General features: G+C 39.2%; 20 protein-coding genes and 1 tRNA gene. 9 read left to right on the top strand and 12 right to left on the bottom strand.

The genetic code is table 11. From position 1 onward, the window contains the following. Positions 1-126: 126 nt before the first annotated feature. The 7 genes from LKM37_06950 to LKM37_06920 all read left to right on the top strand — a co-directional run bounded on the left by LKM37_06950 (position 127) and on the right by LKM37_06920 (position 4,427). Positions 127-360, top strand: a complete 234-nt coding sequence (locus LKM37_06950) for a 4Fe-4S binding protein (protein ID MCI1720728.1) — start codon at positions 127-129, stop codon at positions 358-360. Between the two features lie 12 nt (positions 361-372). Beyond that, positions 373-1,395 (top strand): ACR3 family arsenite efflux transporter, encoded by a 1,023-nt coding sequence (gene arsB, locus LKM37_06945; protein ID MCI1720727.1) that lies wholly within the window; start codon positions 373-375, stop codon positions 1,393-1,395. A gap of 179 nt (positions 1,396-1,574) precedes the next feature. Further along, positions 1,575-1,928 carry a MarR family transcriptional regulator gene (locus LKM37_06940; GenBank protein ID MCI1720726.1) on the top strand — a complete coding sequence of 118 codons (354 nt, stop codon included), beginning with the start codon at positions 1,575-1,577 and terminating at the stop codon, positions 1,926-1,928. A gap of 44 nt (positions 1,929-1,972) precedes the next feature. Further along, complete coding sequence (locus LKM37_06935) at positions 1,973-2,524, top strand: NAD(P)H-dependent oxidoreductase (protein MCI1720725.1); 552 nt, start codon at positions 1,973-1,975, stop codon at positions 2,522-2,524. A 30-nt stretch (positions 2,525-2,554) separates the two neighbouring features. Then, positions 2,555-3,157, top strand: a complete 603-nt coding sequence (locus LKM37_06930) for a short chain dehydrogenase (protein ID MCI1720724.1) — start codon at positions 2,555-2,557, stop codon at positions 3,155-3,157. Positions 3,158-3,167: 10 nt separating this feature from the next. Beyond that, the gene (locus LKM37_06925) at positions 3,168-3,995 is read left to right on the top strand and encodes a nitroreductase family protein (protein MCI1720723.1); all 828 of its coding nucleotides are present in this window, start codon (positions 3,168-3,170) and stop codon (positions 3,993-3,995) included. A 99-nt stretch (positions 3,996-4,094) separates the two neighbouring features. Then, positions 4,095-4,427, top strand: coding sequence for a DUF1330 domain-containing protein (locus LKM37_06920; protein MCI1720722.1), 333 nt, complete (start codon positions 4,095-4,097; stop codon positions 4,425-4,427). 163 nt (positions 4,428-4,590) lie between these two features. Here LKM37_06920 and LKM37_06915 read toward each other — a convergent pair. Next, positions 4,591-4,663 (bottom strand) — tRNA-Lys (locus LKM37_06915). Between the two features lie 167 nt (positions 4,664-4,830). Between LKM37_06915 and LKM37_06910 the strand changes: the two genes are divergently transcribed. Next, positions 4,831-5,775: a hypothetical protein gene (locus LKM37_06910; protein ID MCI1720721.1), complete on the top strand. Its 945-nt coding sequence runs from the start codon at positions 4,831-4,833 to the stop codon at positions 5,773-5,775. A 157-nt stretch (positions 5,776-5,932) separates the two neighbouring features. Continuing rightward, a complete protein-coding gene (locus LKM37_06905; GenBank protein ID MCI1720720.1) occupies positions 5,933-6,700 on the top strand; it encodes a PIG-L family deacetylase in 768 nt (255 codons plus the stop codon). Here LKM37_06905 and LKM37_06900 read toward each other — a convergent pair. From LKM37_06900 to LKM37_06850, 11 genes are all read right to left on the bottom strand, one after another. After that, entirely contained in the window at positions 6,690-7,676 is a 987-nt protein-coding gene (locus tag LKM37_06900) for an alpha/beta hydrolase (GenBank protein ID MCI1720719.1), read from the bottom strand. The genes LKM37_06905 and LKM37_06900 overlap by 11 nt on opposite strands. Before the next feature lie 105 nt (positions 7,677-7,781). Beyond that, on the bottom strand, positions 7,782-8,528 hold the full coding sequence (locus LKM37_06895; GenBank protein ID MCI1720718.1) for a copper homeostasis protein CutC: 747 nt from the start codon (positions 8,526-8,528) through the stop codon (positions 7,782-7,784). Next, positions 8,486-9,403: an alkaline phosphatase gene (locus tag LKM37_06890; protein MCI1720717.1), complete on the bottom strand. Its 918-nt coding sequence runs from the start codon at positions 9,401-9,403 to the stop codon at positions 8,486-8,488. Before LKM37_06890 ends, LKM37_06895 begins: the two co-directional genes overlap by 43 nt. Beyond that, positions 9,390-11,501, bottom strand: coding sequence for a tetratricopeptide repeat-containing sensor histidine kinase (locus LKM37_06885; protein MCI1720716.1), 2,112 nt, complete (start codon positions 11,499-11,501; stop codon positions 9,390-9,392). The genes LKM37_06890 and LKM37_06885 overlap by 14 nt, the downstream gene beginning before the upstream one ends. 27 nt (positions 11,502-11,528) lie before the next feature. Continuing rightward, positions 11,529-13,145 carry a family 10 glycosylhydrolase gene (locus LKM37_06880; GenBank protein ID MCI1720715.1) on the bottom strand — a complete coding sequence of 539 codons (1,617 nt, stop codon included), beginning with the start codon at positions 13,143-13,145 and terminating at the stop codon, positions 11,529-11,531. 48 nt (positions 13,146-13,193) lie between these two features. Then, positions 13,194-13,514, bottom strand: coding sequence for a HAMP domain-containing histidine kinase (locus LKM37_06875; protein MCI1720714.1), 321 nt, complete (start codon positions 13,512-13,514; stop codon positions 13,194-13,196). After that, positions 13,511-15,199 (bottom strand): hypothetical protein, encoded by a 1,689-nt coding sequence (locus LKM37_06870; GenBank protein MCI1720713.1) that lies wholly within the window; start codon positions 15,197-15,199, stop codon positions 13,511-13,513. Before LKM37_06870 ends, LKM37_06875 begins: the two co-directional genes overlap by 4 nt. Positions 15,200-15,420: 221 nt before the next feature. Continuing rightward, positions 15,421-15,675 carry a HAMP domain-containing histidine kinase gene (locus tag LKM37_06865; protein ID MCI1720712.1) on the bottom strand — a complete coding sequence of 85 codons (255 nt, stop codon included), beginning with the start codon at positions 15,673-15,675 and terminating at the stop codon, positions 15,421-15,423. A gap of 47 nt (positions 15,676-15,722) precedes the next feature. After that, positions 15,723-16,091 (bottom strand): hypothetical protein, encoded by a 369-nt coding sequence (locus LKM37_06860; protein ID MCI1720711.1) that lies wholly within the window; start codon positions 16,089-16,091, stop codon positions 15,723-15,725. Continuing rightward, complete coding sequence (locus LKM37_06855) at positions 16,057-17,592, bottom strand: hypothetical protein (protein ID MCI1720710.1); 1,536 nt, start codon at positions 17,590-17,592, stop codon at positions 16,057-16,059. The genes LKM37_06860 and LKM37_06855 overlap by 35 nt, the downstream gene beginning before the upstream one ends. A 39-nt stretch (positions 17,593-17,631) precedes the next feature. Continuing rightward, positions 17,632-19,623 (bottom strand): ATP-binding protein, encoded by a 1,992-nt coding sequence (locus LKM37_06850; protein ID MCI1720709.1) that lies wholly within the window; start codon positions 19,621-19,623, stop codon positions 17,632-17,634. Positions 19,624-19,796: the final 173 nt, after the last annotated feature.

Below are 19,796 nucleotides of genomic sequence, written 5' to 3'. Positions count from 1 at the left end.
CTGCTCACCATACAGTTACAACATCTCCATTGTAATCTTTGCAAGTTAAATTTGTTTGAAATCAATAATGTTCGTAGTTTTGCGAACTACGAACAAAAATGTAAAATTTCTAAAATAAAAGAACGTATGAGTAAATTATGGTACCCAATGATTGACCAAAGCAAGTGCGTTGGTTGTTTGTCTTGTTATAATCTCTGCAGACACGGCGTGTTTGCAATTGAAAAAGATAGACCCAAAGTTATTTACAGAGATGGATGCGTGGAAGGTTGTCACGGTTGCGGTAATCTATGTCCCCACGGAGCTATTGTATATTCAGGCGATTTTAAAAAGGTTATCAAATGCTCTTGCAATGATGAATAATAAAAACATAAAATGAAAAAGTTGGCTTTTTTAGACAAATATTTGACGCTGTGGATATTCCTTGCCATGTTTGCAGGTGTGTGCATAGGATATGTGTATCCTGACATTGTAAATTTTTGGAAACGTTTCGAGGTTGGTTCTACAAATATTCCATTGGCTATCGGACTTATACTTATGATGTTCCCTCCTTTAGCGAAAGTGAAATATGAAGAACTGGGGCAAGTATTTGCAAATAAAAAAGTTCTACTCATATCTCTGATACTCAACTGGATAATTGGGCCAGTGCTTATGTTCACACTCTCTGCATTGTTTCTGTCATCTCATCCGGAGTACATGTATGGACTAATCATGATAGGCTTGGCACGTTGCATAGCTATGGTGCTTGTTTGGAATGATCTGGCTAAAGGCAACGGTGAATATGCGGCTGGACTTGTGGCTCTTAATAGTATTTTTCAGGTATTGTTTTATTCCGTTTATGCATATTTTTTCATTGCCATATTCCCAGATTGGCTCGGATTGCCGTCTACAGATGCCGTGAGAAACATCACAATGGGTATGATTGCTAAAAGTGTTTTTATATATCTAGGAATTCCTTTCGCTGTCGGATATTTTATCAGGAAACTCCTGCGCAGTATAAAAGGTAATGAATGGTATTATAAACGATTCGTTCCAAAAATCAGCCCTATAACACTAATTGCACTACTCTTCACTATTATCGTAATGTTTTCGTACAAAGGTGAATACATCATAAAACTCCCTATGGATGTAGTGCTTGTTGCAATTCCTTTGATGATATATTTCGCATTCATGTTTTTTACATCATTCTGGTTTACAAAGCGTATTGGTGTGTCATACGACAAGTCCGCATCAATTGCTTTTACCGCAACAGGTAATAATTTTGAGTTAGCCATTGCTGTATCTATAGCAGTCTTTGGTATTAGTTCAGGAGAGGCCTTTGCAGCAGTTATCGGTCCGTTGATAGAAGTACCTGTATTAATTTTACTGGTGAAATACGCTGTGAAAAATAGGAAATAACATCTCATATGTTCTTAAATACATTGCGCCAAAACTATAATTTTTTCAAATATTATTTGTATGTACAACTTTAATATTAACTTTGCGATAAAATATACATTATGGATTCAATCAGTCATTCATATCTAAATTGCTGTTTATATTTTACTGCAAATTCCCTATCCCGTAACATAACGGAAATGGCTAAAGAAGAGTTTGCCATAACTGGATTGGATCCATCCTACGCTCATCTGCTGTTACTACTATGTGACAAAACCGGATCATCTCAGAATGAACTCGCCAAAATGATGAATCTGAAGCCTTCAACTATCACTCGTTTTATAGACAAATTGCAGTCTAAAGGTCTCATCCAAAGAGTGCAAAAAGGCCGAAGCTCACTAATCTATCCTTCAGAAGAAGGCAAGAAAAAGTGCAAATTAATGAGGAAGGCTCTTAATAATTTATATAAAAGATACTGCAATTTACTAGGAAGTGATTTTGCGGTGAAGCTTACTTCCCTAATTAATGATGCTAATAATATAATGGAAAAATAATTTTTTTTGATTTAATATTTGTATGTACAACTATTATAATTATTATGAAAAAAGTAACAATAATATTTGCTCACCCATTTTTTGAGCAGTCAGTAGCTAACAGAGAAATACTGTCTTATCTGAAGAAAAAACATAAAGATTATGAGATAAGGAATCTCAACAAGATGTACCCAGATTTTCATATTAATGTAAAAAAAGAACAACAGGTTCTGTTGCATTCAGACATTATAGTCATGCAATTTCCTTTCTTCTGGTATAGTGTACCAGCTATTATGAAAGAATGGATGGACACAGTATTAGAACATGGATTCGCCTTTGGAACAAACGGAGACAAACTACATGGTAAACAATTCATACTGAGTTTTACAGTTGGCGGCACTCAATCTTCCTACAACCCCCTAGGTTATAATCATTTCCGTATTGAAGAGTTCCTACGTATGTTTGAACAAACAGCCTATTTAAGCGGTATGATTTATAATGGACCTATATACGATACCGGAATGCGTACTATCGGAGGTGGTGCTGACATAGACGAAGTAAAGCAGCGTGCTATCAATCAGGCTAAAAGGCTGATTAAATGTATTGATAAAATATAAATTAAATTAAATTTAAAGAAAGATAAGTATATGACAAAGAAAAAAGTTATTGTGGTAGGTTCCACAGGAATTATAGGGAAAAAAGTAGTACAGCTATTGAGCGGTAATTATCAGATAATTACAGTCAATCGCAGTAGTGGCAACTATTGCTTAGATATGCAAGATACGAATGCCGTAGAAAACATGTTTAAAGCTGTCGGCTCTTTTGATGCACTTATCGCCACAAGCGGTTATGGAAAGTGGGGAAGCATGGAAGATCATACAATTCAAGACTATCACGATGGGCTTAACAGCAAATTAATGGGACAAGTGAACCTAGTAACTATCGGTCGCAGATATGCCAATAAAGGAGCATGTTTTGTACTCACAAGTGGAATCTTAGCGCATACGCCGACAATTGGGGGCATTTCACTAAGTATGATCAACTCTGCCGTAGAAGCATTCGTTAAGGGAGCTGCTCTAGAAATGACTAATGCACGTGTAAACTGTGTCAGTCCTAGTTTCGCTAAAGAAACGATGGATTTGATGGGCATGGATTCTTCAACAGGCGTGCCAGCCATAGAATTTGCAAAATTGTATATAAAAGCAATAGAAGAAAAAGAAACCGGAATGATATACGAATTGTCAAAATAATGTAAATAAAATGGAAAAACTTTTCAAGATTGATAATAATCTTTGTATAGCTTGCGGAGCTTGCGCAAATGATTGCCTAGTGGGAATCATAGAAATGAATCCCAAACCTGTTATCCCTGCCGATAAAGAAGCGATGTGCATGGAATGCCAGCATTGTCTTGCGGTATGTCCTAAAGGGGCCTTATCTATTTTTGGCAAAGACCCATCTAAAAGCTTGCCCAATACAAATGATAAACCTTCCCCAGAGCAAATGACGAATCTTATTATGAATCGCCGCTCTATCCGCCGTTATATGAAAGAAGCAATAGATAAGGTGTTGATTAAAAAATTACTTAGCATTGCCTCTTATGCACCTACAGGTGAAAATGGTAACAGTGTACGTTTTACGGTAGTAGAAGATATGAAAACAATGGACAAATTACGGACAATAACATACAATGCAATTATAAAAGCAGGTGCGGAAGGAAAAGTACCAAAAAATCTCTCTTTCCTGTACGACAGCGCCAAACTATGGGAGAGTGATAAGGTGGACACTATATTCCGCGGTGCCCCTCATATCGTTATAGCCTCAGCCCCAAATGACTGTCCATCACCCAAAGAAGACACAATGATAGCACTAAGTTACTTTGAACTACTGGCTATATCCAATGGTATGGGTACCCTATGGGATGGCATGTTCAAACTCACATTGGAGTTTGTGGCTCCAGAACTACGAAAGACGATTGGCATTCCCGACAATTATATGGTAGGATATGCCATGATATTCGGCAAACCAGCTGTGAAATATTCTAGAGCCATACAGTCAGAAGGCATAGATATACAAAACATACAACTTTAATATCAAGCATGAAATATAAATCATGCAATACTAAACAATGGTGTACAGGTGGTTTATATCCTCAATGCAAGAATAACATTATGTAAATATTATAACAAGATGAACGAAAACAGTATTTTTAATAAAATCACGAATGAAGGTGGTGTACTAGCTATCATTCAGGTAAAAGTAAACAATCGTGAACGCTTTATGGAATACGTTCATGGACATATTCCCTCTGTATTAAAATACGGCGGAAAGATTGTTTATGAGGGCATCAATCAAAAGAATATCCTTGGTGAGCAAAAACTGGGCGATATGGTTGTCATCCAACTGTGGGAGAATGAAAAAGCATTCATGGATTGGTGGAACAGTGAGGACTACCGCCCATGGAAGGAGATGAGAGGCGAAGGTGCCGAAGTAACATTGAGCATTTCACAACAAAGGCCCTGATTATTTACTAAACCCGAGCAAAGCTTTTTTGCCTTGTTATCACTACTACAAACATTATACATGTAAGAATCTATACGCGAGCAGCGTAGCTGCGAAGCCGCGCCGGAGGCGCGTGCGAGAGCAAAAAAAAGAGGTTGATAAAATCAACCTCTTTTTTTTCGCGTGACCCGCTCGGGGCTCGAACCCGAGACCCCAACATTAAAAGTGTTGTGCTCTACCAACTGAGCTAGCGGATCTCTCACATTCACGCAAAGCGCAAACGTTTAGGGCTGCAAAAGTATAATTTTTAGTTTTCTTATGCAAATTTAATTTCCCGACAGATTCACTTACTTTTCACTATCTTTACAACTGCAAAGGCGGGACTCTTTTCCCGTACCTAGAGAGCACTTTTTGTGAGAGCGTTATGGAACATCCTTTAAAAATAAGTTTTAGAAGATTTTTAGATGGAAAGGGTGTCCCCTACGTAGAAAAAGGCGGCTCTTTTATTTTCCCCGATTACAATTTTGAAGTTGTACCTGTTTATATTACAGGTAAATCCAAAGCGGTACCTAGCGGCGAGTTTGAGGATGTACTCTATCTTTATGAAGACAGATGGAGATACAAAAGAGAATTTTTTGAGCAGAGAATACTGTCGAGATTAGGAAAATTCACCAGCATTTTTGCAAGGAAATGCAGGGTGCTGTCGGGCAAAGAATGTGGAGAAGAAATTAAAGATTTTTTAAACAAGTATCACACATACGGTTATGTTAAAAGCGCATACAGATATGCGCTAAGTTATAACGGTGAGATTGTTGCCGTTGCAACTTTTTCTGAGCCAAGGCCAATGCTGCGCAGCGTAGAAAATCTTTTCTCTTATCTTTCTGAGGAAGATAAGGTTTCTACGGATATTGTTCAGTTTCAATCTTATGAATGGCTTAGATATGCGTCAATGCCGGATGTGAGAGTTGAGGGGGGGATGGGCAAGTTGCTGAATGCATTTATAGATGAGGCGATTACGCATAATCTTCTCAGCAAAAATATGAGCGGGCTTTATCATCTTGATTCCCATCCCTCTGATAGTGACATGAACGGATGTTGTATTGAACCTGGCAAAGGATTGTCACATAAGCCAATAGAGGTGATGACTTATGCGGATACAGAGTGGTCAAACGGTAATGTTTACAAGAAACTTGGATTTACGGAAGTGGAAGGCAGGGCCCCTATTCAATTCTTTATTGATAAAAAGACATTTGAGAGATTGTCTGAGCACCAGATGCTTAAGATGTATGAAGAGGGACGGGTGATTAACGATAATTATTACAAGATTCTAAATAAGGGAAGCAAGAAGTTCCTTTTGCAAATACAATAAGCCAGCGCACATGCCCCCCTTTAATTCCGCCACAAAGCGGCGGAATTATTTGTGGTTAACGCGGCTTCGCCGCGAGGATACACGCGCTAAAGCGCGGCCTGCGGCTAATAGATTGTTTTGTTTGATTATTTATTGCGATGATAATTAATGACTGATTATGAAGAAGATATCTAGAAGGAACATGTTAAAACTTGCAGCGGGTAGCGCTGCATTAACAGCACTAGGATTAACAACTGATGCATTTGGTAAAGAGAATAAAAGATATTCTTCATCAGGTGGTAAGAAGAAGGCGCTGGTGATTGGGGCGCACCCCGATGATCCGGAAACAGGGGCAGGCGGCACAATGATATTGCTTAAACAGGCTGGATATGAAGTAGTTTCTGTATATCTGACTCACGGGGAGAGAGGCATTGGGGGAAAAAGCAATGAGGAGGCGGCACGTATAAGAACTCAGGAATGCATTGAGGCATGCAAAGTTATGGAGGCGCGTCCCGCATTTTTGACTCAAATAGATGCAGGGAGTGAAATTACACCCGCACGCTATAAAGAGATGTATGATTTGATAAAAGCTGAAGCTCCCGATATAGTCTTCACTCACTGGCCAATAGACAGTCACAGAGACCACAGAATTTGCTCTCTGCTGGTTCTGGATGCCTTCCGCCAGCTTGGCTACAAGTTCCCTCTATATTATTTTGAAGTTGAGAGCGGATTCCAGACAATGAACTTTAGACCAACAAATTACGTGGACATAACATCTGTCGCCGAGCAAAAGCATAAAGCCTGCTGGTGCCATGTGAGCCAAGATATGGAGTCCATTTACAAAGAGTCTCATGCTATGATGGAGCAGTTCAGAGGTGCTGAATCTCACGTCAAACTAGCAGAGGCGTTTGTTGCACACGATTATAACCGCAATATTATCTTTTAACAAAGCTGCAGATTTCTGTCAGCAATTCTGAGTTAATCGGGAGAGAAGGATCTCCGTATACCGCAACCTGCTGCTGCATATCCATGCTGTCACAATGTTTGAACACATGATTCATCCCCTTGATAATTAACATTTTAGCAGAAGGATTAGCTGCCTGCAGAACTTTTGCATCCTCAGTAGTTACCTGAATATCAGCATCTCCCTGCAAAATAAGGATTGGAACTGTTAACGTCTTGATAACACTTCTTGGATCATATTTGTACCAGGAAATCATATATGGCTGAACAGATTCACGATACAAAGAGTTTAAATATGATGGGACGTCTTTTACTATTTTGCCAACCTTTAAAGAATCATCTATACGCGCAACTTCTTGCTGTACGGCATCAGGCTGAGAAGCTAATTGGCTCTCTATCATATCATAAGCAGGATACCCTGCTCCGGCAATAGAGATAAAACCCTTTACTCCGGACACTTTAGCACAAGCAATCATTCCTATCAGCGAGCCCTCGCTGTGTCCCGCAACGGAAACACTTGAAAAGCGCTTATCCTTTTTTAGAAACTCCACCCATCCCGCAGCATCATTGACATAATCTTCAAACTTCAAATCGCTCTCACTCTTAGCAGCTTTTGCACTGCTTGCAATGCCACGTTTATCAAACCTTAAAGATGCTATGCCATTTGATGCAAGGCCCTCCGCCAGATACTTGAGTGAATTATTTTTCCCTTGAATCATAGGAGTATTGCCGTCCATATCAGTTGGGCCGGAACCGGCAATTATCAGAACCACAGGACATTTAGCATTAATATCCGGAACCGTCAACTTACCGTATATGCTGCCGGTTGCGGTCTCCAAAGTTACAGGTTCCTCTTTTGCGGCCGTTTTATTTGCCGCTCCGTTTCCATTATTTGCACTTTGTGCAAAAGAAGCTATTGTAATCAAACAAGTTACAGCTGTTAAAAAAAACTTTTTCATAATCGGTCAAAATTTTAAAGAATGCGTCAAAAATGCTCATCAAAAATGTTTACACCCCGTTAGACGCATAAAACGTTTGTTAACTACAAATTAAAACAAATAAATTTATAATTCTCGCAGGGCGTTAATGGTCTCCTTGACTTTTTCTTCTGAAGTCACATAGTACTCTCCTAATCCCGACTGTTTTTTTATTTTTGCAGAGAAATGATACTCAGCAATTTGGGTCTGCCTGTATATTTTTGCAATATTATTTTCATTCACTCCGCAGCCGGCCATTATTTTAATCCCGACAGATTCATTTCTCTCATGCGCCGCGGCTTTCCGAGATGAAGCAATGCTCTGCAAGTCAGCAAGAAGCGGAATACCAATCTCAGCAGTTTGCTGATGCCCGGAAGTCAGCAATCTGTCTATCTTTAAATCAATTAATTGTTCAAGAGCCTTATGCGGATTTCCGCACACATCAAACGCTCTGTGAAAAGTAATTGGTACATTTTTGCTCTCGCGAGCAACAGAAATAAGATACTTAACAGCCTCAATATCAATATCACCGTCGTGAGTCAAACACCCAAAAACGACACCGTCAGCTCCAAGAGAAACAGCCATTCTTATCTCTTCCGCCATTTTATCAATCTCATTTTTAGAATAGCAGAAATTTCCGCTGCGGGGACGGATAAGGACGTGCAGCTTAATATTCAATATTTTACGCGCCTCTTTGATAGTTGCATAGGATGGAGTGAGGCCGTCAACCTCCAGCGCAGAGCAGAGCTCAACCCTATCCGCTCCTCCGTTTTGTGCTGCAACACAGCTCTCTACAGAGTTTGCACAAACTTCAAAACAGATTTTCCTCTCCATTCATCTGGTTCTTTAAGTCCAAGTAAATCAATAATAGTTGGAGCAGTATCATACCTCATTACTGGAAAACTCATCTTAACGTTTTGGGGAAGCCTGCCGCCAACAATAATCAGCGGGGTCTGCATCTCCTTCATACTCTTGCCGCCATGTCCCTTATCAACTCCGCCGTGGTCAGAGGAAAATAATACGGCCGTTTTACTCATGTCAAAATTACTCTCAATAACCGCCATCAATTTTCCAACGTAAGCATCAATTGTATCGCAAGATTCATTGTATTCTTTTGAGCACCAGCCATATTTGTGACCCACCTCATCCGGATTTGAAAAATAAACAAATAACAGATTAGGCTTTTTTGCTGAAATATAACTTGCTGCGTCTTTCAGCACTTGATAGTCATCTCCCTCTTTGCACTGGTCATTATAATTTACAGCATCATTTTCATAGACATATTTAATCCCTTCCCATGAAAAAATTACACCCGTTTCCGCAGAGGGCATTTGCTCTCTGACAACTGCAAATACAGAGGGAAACATTCCCCACTTATCAGTGTAAACCGGCTTTACTTCAGGCACTTGGCTATTCCACTCCGTATAGCCGTGCATCTCGCTTCCGGCTCCCGACAGCATTGTTTTCCAATTAATGGCGCTGGAAGAAGGCAGTACGCTTCTGGATTCAAATGTCCATAATCCTCTGGCCATCAGCGCCTCAATGTTTTTATAGCGGCCGGGATTAGATGTAATAACCTCGGGGGTAAAGCCATCTGCACCAATGAGAATCACATTTGTGAAGCGGGGAACTCTCTTTGCATTTACCTGCAAGCTGCACAACACCAAGCAAGTAACTATCGGGATAAAAATAAATTTAATTCTTCTCATAACGTGTTTTTAAATCTGTTGGATGAGTAAAAATAAACTTACACCCGTCCCTGTACAAGTCATCCAATTCTATTTTTCCTCCTAAATTAGAGGCAATTATCTTACACATAACTAGCCCCAGTCCAAGGCCTTGCGCAAATGAATCACCTTTTTCAAACTCATCAAATATTTTATTTCTTTTACTCTCCTCTATCCCTTTGCCTGTATCAGTAATAGAAAATACCACGGACTTTGAATTGCCGCTCAATTCATAAGCCAATGTAATTGAACCGGTTTCAGTATTTTTAGCGGCGTTATCAAGCAAGTTGTATAACATCTGGCCAAGAAATTCCTCATTGGTGTTAAGAATATAATCCTCCGGAACTCCCTTAAACACAAGCTCTACGCCCGGCTTAAGTTTTCCTTCTTTCCTTAATTTATCCAAGGATGCGTTACATACATTGGTAACATCACAGGAGGAAATTTTTTTGGAATCAATATTTCCGACAGAGGTCTCATACTGGGAAATCTTTAAAATTTTATCCATCAGCTCCAGCAACGCATTGCTATTCTTGGATATAAGCTTTGAAAACTCCTTGACATCATACTTTTTATATGAATCATCCTCTGCAATCAAATTAGAAAAACCTACAATTGCATTAAGAGGCGTCCTTACCTCATGACTCACGCTATGCAAAAAAGAGGTCTTTAATTTATCCGCCTCATTGGATTTTTTTAGCGCAAATTTTAGCAACTCATCCTCATTAGCAAGCCTCTCATTATTCTTTTTGAGCGCAACACCAAGCCTGCGATTTCTGTTAAGAAATAATCCAAGAACCAATGACAGAATTAGGAAAAAAGCAACTGCAACAATTAGCTCTTGATTCTGCATCTTCTTGATGCGCAGCTCTTTATCCTTTAGCCGCAGCTCTATAAGTTTTGTATCCTGGAAATGTTGCAATCCTGCAACCTGCTTATTGAAGTATGAACTTCTGGATTTAAAAAACAAGTCAACACATACCTTATACTCATCAACAGCCTCCTTCAATTTGCCCATCTTCTGATAAAGGCCGGCTCTGAAATTTCTATACTCAACAGTAGATCCTCCGTCAGCCTCAATAACTTTATTTATGTAACTAAGCGCCTCAGGATAATTTTTGACTGCATCATTGTATTTTGCAGATTCATAATCAAATAGAAAGTCCACATAAACATCTGAATGCTTGATTGAAGCCGCCCTGTCCAGGCATTTCCGCATCTTCAACAAGTCTCCGGACCTATAATAGTAATTTGCAAAATAAACAGAAGCAAGCCTGTGATTTCTATCTATCGGGAACCCTGGTTGCTTTCCATACTTGCCGCCCTCAACATCTACCTGAATAGCTTCAAATGAGGAAATTAGAGAATATGCCTCCTTTAAGTGATTAAGCTCCAGCTGTACCTCAATCAAAGTTGTTGTAAGCTGCGCAATGTGCCTGAAATCTTTTGGAGCAATTTTTACAAGAATTTTATATGCAGACCCAAGATGTACAAGAGACTGATTATTAAGCTTCATCAGCTGATAAATATCCCCCATCAGCTCCTCCCCGATTTCTCTTCCCCCCTCGCTTCTATTTTCAATGGCCAAATCCAGAAGATGTTGCGCGTTGGATATAGCTTCATTATAATTCTCATTCCACAGATATCTCTTACATACATAGGCCTTTATAGAGAAATAATTATCAGAGTAATATTTTAATTTTTTTGCAATAACATCTTCCTGTCCGGAGCACCATAACAGCTGCGGCAATAAATTAGAATTGTGGTAATACACTGCCAGCCCAAGCAAAGTCTTCTCTGCAAGACGCAAAGAATCCATGGACAAACTCTCACTGTAACACCTCTTTAGCCAATACTCTTCTCTTGGAACATTCCAATACAATTCAGTCAGACTGTCTAAAATTACCAGACGTCCGCTGCCTTTGGTCTTATTTAACTTTGCAACAAGGACTTTTTCACCATTTGAAATATCCACAGGCGTAACATCAGAACCTTGCGCAGAGGCTGCCTCCATTGGCACAGCCGGCATTTCAAAAAGGAACAGCGGCAGTGCAATTAATATGATCAATAATTTTTTCATATTCCCGACAGTTTTTGTATTAAATAACTATTTGATTATTAATATTTTTTCAAAGCTTTCATTTTGCAACCTGTCAAGAGCGGTAATTCTTATTTTTTCAACAGGCCGTGATGTTTTGCCGTCCGCAGCCGTATTTGAATTACCTCCATCTTGTTCAATTTCATAAAACAAATTTTGGGTAATTACAGAGGGATAAATATCATCATTCAGGTAGACGCAGAAATATACAGCTCTCTGCATTTCATCTGCAGTATGATGAGCCTTCCAGCTTATTTTAAGTTTTCCGCCGCTTCTGCTTGCAGAGACTTTTTCAATTGGCGCAGGAGCCAGAGTATCAATATGTTTATACGGCGGCATCAATGCAATATGAGCCTGATATTTTCTTAAAGAATCAGTAAAACCATTGGGATTATCAGGGATAGTATAGCCAGGCCACCAAACATTCCCATGTACATTTGGATTTGCCCTTACAAGTTCCATCTTCCTAGGCAACTGATTTTCAAATTCTCCGGAGACTTTGCGACTTTTTACTTTAACAGTCTGGGCAATGTCCTCCCCTATGTACAAATTCTCTCCATAATTATTTTGGCTCCACCAATTAATAAGAGTTTCAAAATCTGCCTTAGGGTGACCAATATCCCAATAAAGCTGCGGAACATTATAATCAATCCAATTGTTTTTAACCCAGAGCTTTATATCGGCATAGAGGTCATCATAATTTTGTACGCCGGCCTGAGTTTGAGAACCGGTTGGATCATTTGCAATATTGCGCCATACTCCAAACGGACTGATTCCAAATTTAACCCAAGGCTTTATCGCTTTAATTACGCTGTCCAAATCTTTAACAAGCAGAGTAACATTATTGCGCCTCCAGTCATTCCGCTGCTCAGCTGTAAAGCCGTCTTTCTCAGCATATTTTGCAAAAGACAAGCTGTCGGGAAAAGGAAGTTCATTCCCCGCTTTATCATAATCTTTATATGGATAAAAATAATCATCAAAGTGAACAGCGTCTATGTCATAGCGTTTTACGACATCAGAAATCACCTTGATTATCCACTCCCTGGCCTCAGGCTCGCCCGGGTCAAAGACAAGCAATCTGCCGTACTTAACAAACAAATACGGCTTCTTGTAATATAAGTGAGTCTTTGCTAATGTCTTAATCTGCTGCTCATTAGAAGCAACACGGTAAGGATTGAACCACGCATGCAATTCCATTCCCCTCTTGTGACACTCCTTGACCATAAACTCCAGCGGGTCCCAAGCCGGTTTGGGCGCAACACCTTGCTGACCCGTAATATAACGGCTCCATGGCTCCAGCTTGCTTTTATAAAAAGCATCTGCCTGCGGCCTTACCTGAAAGATTACTGCGTTGATATTTACGGACTTAAGAGAGTCAAGCAATGAAATAAAATGCTGCTTCATCTGTGCTGTTGTCATGTTTTTATACTCTCCGTTACCAACAGTATGAATCCAGGCACCCCTAAATTCTCTCCCGGGTTCGGTTATCGCATCATGGTAATTATGGACGGCATGTAAATTCAAAGAATCGGTAACATTCTGAGAGCTAACCGGCTGTGACATTACCATGCCGCACAATGCTGCCGCAAGAAATATTAATCTATTGTAAGACTTAATTAGTTTCATATGTAGATGTGAATTTACTAAAATAAATGACCATTAATAAATTCTGCCTTATTTTTGCGCACTCTTTTTTTGCTGCTCAAGCGGATGTTCAAAGACAAACCTGGCCCCTCCCGCATAAGACGTATCAACATATATTTTTCCGCCAAGCAAATTTGCTATCTGCCTGCAAATATTTAAGCCCAATCCGGTACCCTGCTTAAACTTATCCAGTTTCTCAAACCGGTCAAATATTCTCTCCGCATCTTTCACGGGAACGCCGCATCCGGTATCAGTTACAGAAAAATAAATATTTTGATTATCAGTAACATAAGCAAGTTTTATACTGCCGTGCTCCGTACATTTGCAAGCATTTGTAAGAAGATTAATCAAACTTGCGCTACCCTTTGAGGATCTGTCTCAAAAGTCACATTCTTCACATTAGAATCAAAAGATAGCACAACATCATTTCTAGTTCTGCTCATTACAGATGCTGCAGCCTGCCTGCAAATTTCCAGCGCACTTGCATTAACTCTCTTTATCTCATACGTGCCGCTCTCCAATTTTGACAAATCCAGAATGTCATTTATTAAAGTTGCAAGGAGCGTTCCGTTTTGGTGGACCAGCTTGGTAAATTCCTCTTTCTCAGAATTTTTAAGATCAGATTCAGGATCATTCATCAAATCAGTAAAACCTATGATTGCATTTAAAGGCGTTCTAATTTCATGACTCATATTCTGAATAAACAAAGACTTCATCTTATTTGCTTTCTCAGCCTCTTTCTTTGCCTTTTCAGCAATAATGCGCTCCCTGTCCGCATCATCACGCGCCCTCTTTGCATTATCCACCTCTTTTTTCAATATCCTTGCAGTTCTCTGTCGCTGAAGAGCATAAGCAACTGTTACTCCAGACAGTATCATAAATATTATAACAAGAACTATCGCCAAATTTCTCTGAGAATTTGCATGCTGCTTAAGATTAATTCCAATCAAATGCTGACGGCTTGCCTCTGCTTTTTGTTTTGCCGCCTCAAATTGCTGGTTCTTTAAAGCAAGAGTTTTATTGTTCAATTCCAATTTAGTATTGTAGAGCGCCAGCGCATTTCCATCCTTCTCCGCAGCAAGGAGCTTGTCCTTTATACGCAGCTGATCCAATGCGAGTTGCGAATTTTTAAGTGCCAGAACATTTTTCTCATTTTCTACACGTTCCTTATCATAGAGCGCAGTATATTTGGCAAGTTCATCCTTCTGCGCGGCACTCAAATCAAGTCCCTCTTCCTTGCTAAAACTTTTATAATTTTCAAAGGCATTCTTATAGTCACCCATCTTTTCATATATGCTTGATTTAAAAAGATACTTATGAAAATTATTGACTGAATCACAATAAGCAATGGATTTATTATAGTCCTTTAAATTAAAATAATAATCACTGTAAAACCTGAATTTGTTTATGCGGCTCACGCTGGAAAGAGCATATTTTTTCTCCCAATCATTAAGCATCCGCATATATTGCATCGCCTCTTTCATATCTCCGCATCTTTGATATATTCTGGCAAGTTGCAGATATTGAGGACCTTTTGATTGCTCGCTGGCAGTAACGCCCAAAGAGAGCAGATAATACTTTTTGGCTGAATCCAAATTATTTTTTGCAAGATATATGTTTCCTATATCCGAGTAGACATAATTAACATCTTGAGATTTTCCATTCGCCTTATAATAAGCCACAGCATTGTTCATCTCCTTAAGTCCCTGTTCCTTATTACCCTGGCTCAAATAAAGATTTCCAAGTTCAACATAAGCATTTCCAATGCCGTAAGAATCATTAAGGCGCAGCGCCTCTTTTTGATATTTCTTAAGTTCCTCCAGCGCATTACTATACTGACTATTATTCAAATAGCGCACTATGATTCTGTTCCACAAAGAAAAAATATATTGCTTGTATGGAGTGCTGACGGCAAACTTTTCCAGCCGGTCTTTGGATTTAATAAGATTAGGGACATCATTAATATTAAAATAATACTCGCCCTTCAGATGCAAGGCAAGGCATTGCGCCTTTACATCTTTCTTATTTTTTGCCATGTTGAAGAGAGTATCCGACATGTTAAGTACTACGTTATTGCGTGTGTATTTTAAGCACTTGCAGTAATAACGATACAGTTCATCATTTATTTTAAAAGGGTTAGTTTGACTAAAGACGGATAGAGCAGAAGAGGATAAAAGCACAGCTGCAAGGATAAAAATTCTCACAGTTTTTTTCAACAAATTAATTGTGCATTTATTCAATAAACACATAATCTTTTCTAGCTCGCCTGATGTATAGGTTGCTCAAATATAAAACGCGCACCACCTGTATATGAGGTATCTACATAAATTTTACCTTTTAGCAAAGTGGCAATCTGGCGGCAAATATTTAGTCCCAATCCGGTACCCTGCTTAAACTTATCCAGTTTCTCAAACCGGTCAAATATTTTCTCCGCATCTTCCACCGGGACACCGCATCCGGTGTCTGTCACAGAAAATGATATGTTATCGCCTATCTTTTTGTATGAAAGCATTATGCTTCCGCTTTCAGTGCACTTGCAGGCATTGGTCAGGAGATTTGTTAAAACCTGCAAACTCTCTGAGGATCTGAATTAAAGATGATATCATAGCCTCCGGAATCAAAAAACAATTTTACTCCCTTCTTCACTCTGCTTTGAACAGAAGCAACAGCATTCTTGCACAAAGTTGATGCACTCAAAGATGTCAGATGAATATCGTACGTCCCGCTCTCCAGCTTAGAAAGGTCCAAGATGTCATTGATGAGGGTTGTAAGCAAATTGCCGTTATCATGGATAAGCGCTCTAAACTGCTCTTTATCAGCATTGTCAAGTTCGGAAGAAGGGTCATTCATCAAGTCTGTAAAACCAATTATTGCATTTAAAGGAGTTCTGATTTCATGACTCATATTCTGAATAAACAGAGACTTCATCTTGTTTGCATTCTCCGCCTCCTTCTGAGATTTTTCTGCCGCCTCTCTTGCTCTGTCCGCCTCCTCTCTGGCTCTTCTTTACATTGTCGACTTCTTCATGTAATTTCCTTGCAGTTCTCTGTCTCTGAAGAGCATAGGCTATTGCTACTCCAGACAGTATCATAAATATTATAATCAGGACTATTGCCAAGTTCCTTTGAGAACTTGCATGCTGCTTCAAATTAATTCCAATCAAACGCTGACGGCTTGCCTCCGCTTTTTGTTTTGCCGCCTCAATCTGCTGGTTCTTTAAAGCAAGAGTTTTATTGCTCAATTCCAATTTTGTATTGGAAAGAGCCAGAACATTCCCGGCTTTCTCGGCAGCAAGCAGTCTGTCTTTTGTACGTAACTGGTCCAGAGCAAGTTGAGAATTCTTCAATGCCAGCACATTCTTCTCATTTTCTACTCTCTCCTTATCATACAGCGCAGTATATTGTGCAAGATTATTTCTAGATGTTATATCCAAGTACTGTTTCTCAATAGCATCATATTTGAGAAAATACTTATAGGCATTTTTATAGTCTCCCATCTTCTCATACAAATCTGATTTAAAAATATATGAATTGTTTTCCGGCAAAGAGTCTGCATACTTCATAGCCTTCTGATAATCACCCATTCTCATATAGTACTCCGTGTAGAGTTTGCACTTTGTCATAAAATGCACTTGAGACATTTTATACTTTTTTGCCCACTCTTCAGTCAGCTGCATATAATGTTTTGCTTTTTGCAAATCTCCGGTGGAGATATAATTTCTAGCAAGAGATAGATAAAACGGTCCTTTCGGAGCCTCAGAAGGAGAGGTTTCAACTGCCAGAGAATAATACTTTATAGACTCATCGTACTTATTGGTACTCAGATAGATATTGCCTAAGGCAGCATATATGTTGTAGAGTTCTTTCTTAAGGTTGACTGAATTATAGTAATCTTCCGCTTTCTTAAGCTCGTCTATGGCCGTATCAAAATCTCCGATAATGAGATAAAGATCGCTCAATTTTTTATATGAATTGCCTATGCCGTACGCATTATCCAATTGCAATGCCTCTTTCTGATAAAGCCTCACCTCCTCCATTGCTTTTGAAATATTATTAACGGTCAAATAGTAGTTTATGACTTTATTCCAAATAGAAAAAACGTACTGAGTATAAGGAGTCTTGCGCGCAAAGTTTCCAACTCTATCTTTTTCTATGAGCAAATTCTTAATATCATTTATATAATAAAAATGCTCGCCTCTTGCATTCAAAGCAAGGCACTGCGCCTTGACATCTCCCTTTGCCTTGGCCATATTGAACATAGTATCAGACATTTTTAGAACCACAGGAGAATTAATATTTCTCATGCACTTATCATAATACTTGTAAAGCTCGTCATCTATTTTATATGGATTGTTTTGAGAGAAAGCAGATTGAGATGATAAAGACAGCAGCACACCTGCAATGACAAATATCTTTGCAAGACCTACCATAAAGGTGAAAGAGTATTTACTAAAAAAATGCATAACCCGTTAGCTCGCCTGATGTATAGGTTGCTCAAATATAAAACGCGCACCACCTGTATATGAGGTATCTACATAAATTTTACCTTTTAGCAAAGTGGCAATCTGGCGGCAAATATTTAGTCCCAATCCGGTACCCTGCTTAAACTTATCCAGTTTCTCAAACCGGTCAAATATTTTCTCCGCATCTTCCGCCGGGACACCGCATCCGGTATCTGTCACAGAGAATGATATGTTATCGTCAATCTTTTTGTAGGAAAGTGTAATGCTCCCATTATCAGTACACTTGCAGGCATTTGTAAGAAGATTTGTTAATACCTGCAAAACTCTCTGCGGATCAGAGTCAAAAGCGATATTGCCCGCAGCAGGATCAAAGATTAATTTCACATTTTTCTTAACCCTGCTCTGAACAGAAGCAACAGCATTTTTGCACACATTGAGCGCACTTAGAGATTCTATATGTATATCGTACGTTCCGCTCTCCAGCTTGGAAAGGTCCAAGATGTCATTGATGAGGGTTGTAAGCAAGTTGCCGTTATCGTGGATTAATCTTCTAAACTGCTCTTTATCAGCACTGTCAAGTTGAGAAGAAGAATCGTTCATCAAGTCTGTAAAACCAATTATTGCATTTAAAGGAGTCCTTATTTCATGGCTCATATTCTGAATAAACAGAGACTTCATCTTGTTTGCATCCTCCGCCTCTTTCTGAGATTTTTCTGCCGCTTCTCTTGCTCTGTCCGCCTCCTCTCTGGCTCTCTTCACCTTATCAACTTCTCCTTTCAGCTTAACAGCAGCCCTCTGTCGCTGAGAAGCATATGCAAATGCAGCTCCCGACAGCATAATAAAAAACAGAATCAAAATTGCTGAAAAACGTCTGATATTGCGGGCATGCTGGCGGGCATTTGCACTAATAGCTCTCTGCCTGCTTGCATCGGCTTTTTGCTTTTCAACCTCAGCCTTTTGTGTTTTCAATGCAAGGTTTTTATTTTTTAATTCAAGCTTTGTATTAGAGAGCGCAAGAAGGTTTCCCGCCTTCTCTGCCGCAAGCAGCATATCCTTGGTTTTCAGCTGTTCCAGAGCAAGCTGAGAATTCTTTAGCGCAAGAGCATTTTTCTCATTTTCCACCCTCTCCTTATCATACATCGCCGTGTATTCAGACAAGCTTCTTCTGGAGTTTTCATTAATCTTGTTTTTCTCCTGCTCTGCATATCTGCAATAAAGAAGATAGGCGTTTTTATAATCTCCCATCTTCTCATATATCTCTGTCTTATACTTGTATGCATTCAATTCCGGAATTGAATCTGTGTATTGAAGCGCCTTGTTTAGCTCTCCGTCTTTGATATAGTATTCACAATATAACTTGAACTTAACGGAATTATTTAGAACAGTCATTTTGTGGTGTTTCTCCCACTCTTGAGCCAATTTCATATAACGTTCTGTTTCAATCAAGTTGTTCTGCTGGAGATTTGCCCTTGCAAGCGCAAGATAATAAGGGCCCTTTGTGCTTTCAACCGGAGTAATGGACAAAGCCTCATTATAATATTTTATTGATAGCTCGGGTTTGCCGCTTAGGAGATACACGTTACCCATGGAAGCATATATGTTATCCAGCTCTACGGACAAATTATGAGCCTTAAAATATTCGGCGCCCTTTTGCAGCTCCTCCAGCGCTAAATCATAGTTATCCAGCGCTATATAAGTATCACTTATCTTTTTATATGAATTGCCTATGCCGTATCTGTCGTTAAGCCGCAACGCCTCTTTTTGATATGCGCGCATTTCATCCATGGCCTTAGACATTGAACCAGATGACAAATAGTAGTTTATCACGCGATTCCAAATAGAAAACACATACTGCGTATAAGGAGTCTTCCTTGCAAAATTCCCTATTTTTTCCTTCTCTTTCAGCAAGTTGTCAATATCCCAGACATAATAATAATGCTCCCCCTTTAAGTTAAGCGCAAGACACTGAGCTTTAACATCCTTCTTTTTCTTTGACATATTGAACAGAGTATCTGCCATTTGCAGCACCCTGTCTGACTTTATATTGTCAAAGCATTTGGAATAATAGGCATAAAGTCCATCGTCAATTTTGAATGGATTGGTCTGGCAAAAAAGATTTGTTAATGGTATAAAAACAAAAAAAGAGGCAAGAACAAATATTCTCGCAAAAT

Source organism: Bacteroidales bacterium (assembly GCA_022647615.1).
Classification (GTDB): Bacteria; Bacteroidota; Bacteroidia; order Bacteroidales; family UBA932; genus Egerieousia.
Note: the sequence above shows the minus strand (reverse complement) of the source record. Positions and strands in the feature narration are given on the sequence as shown.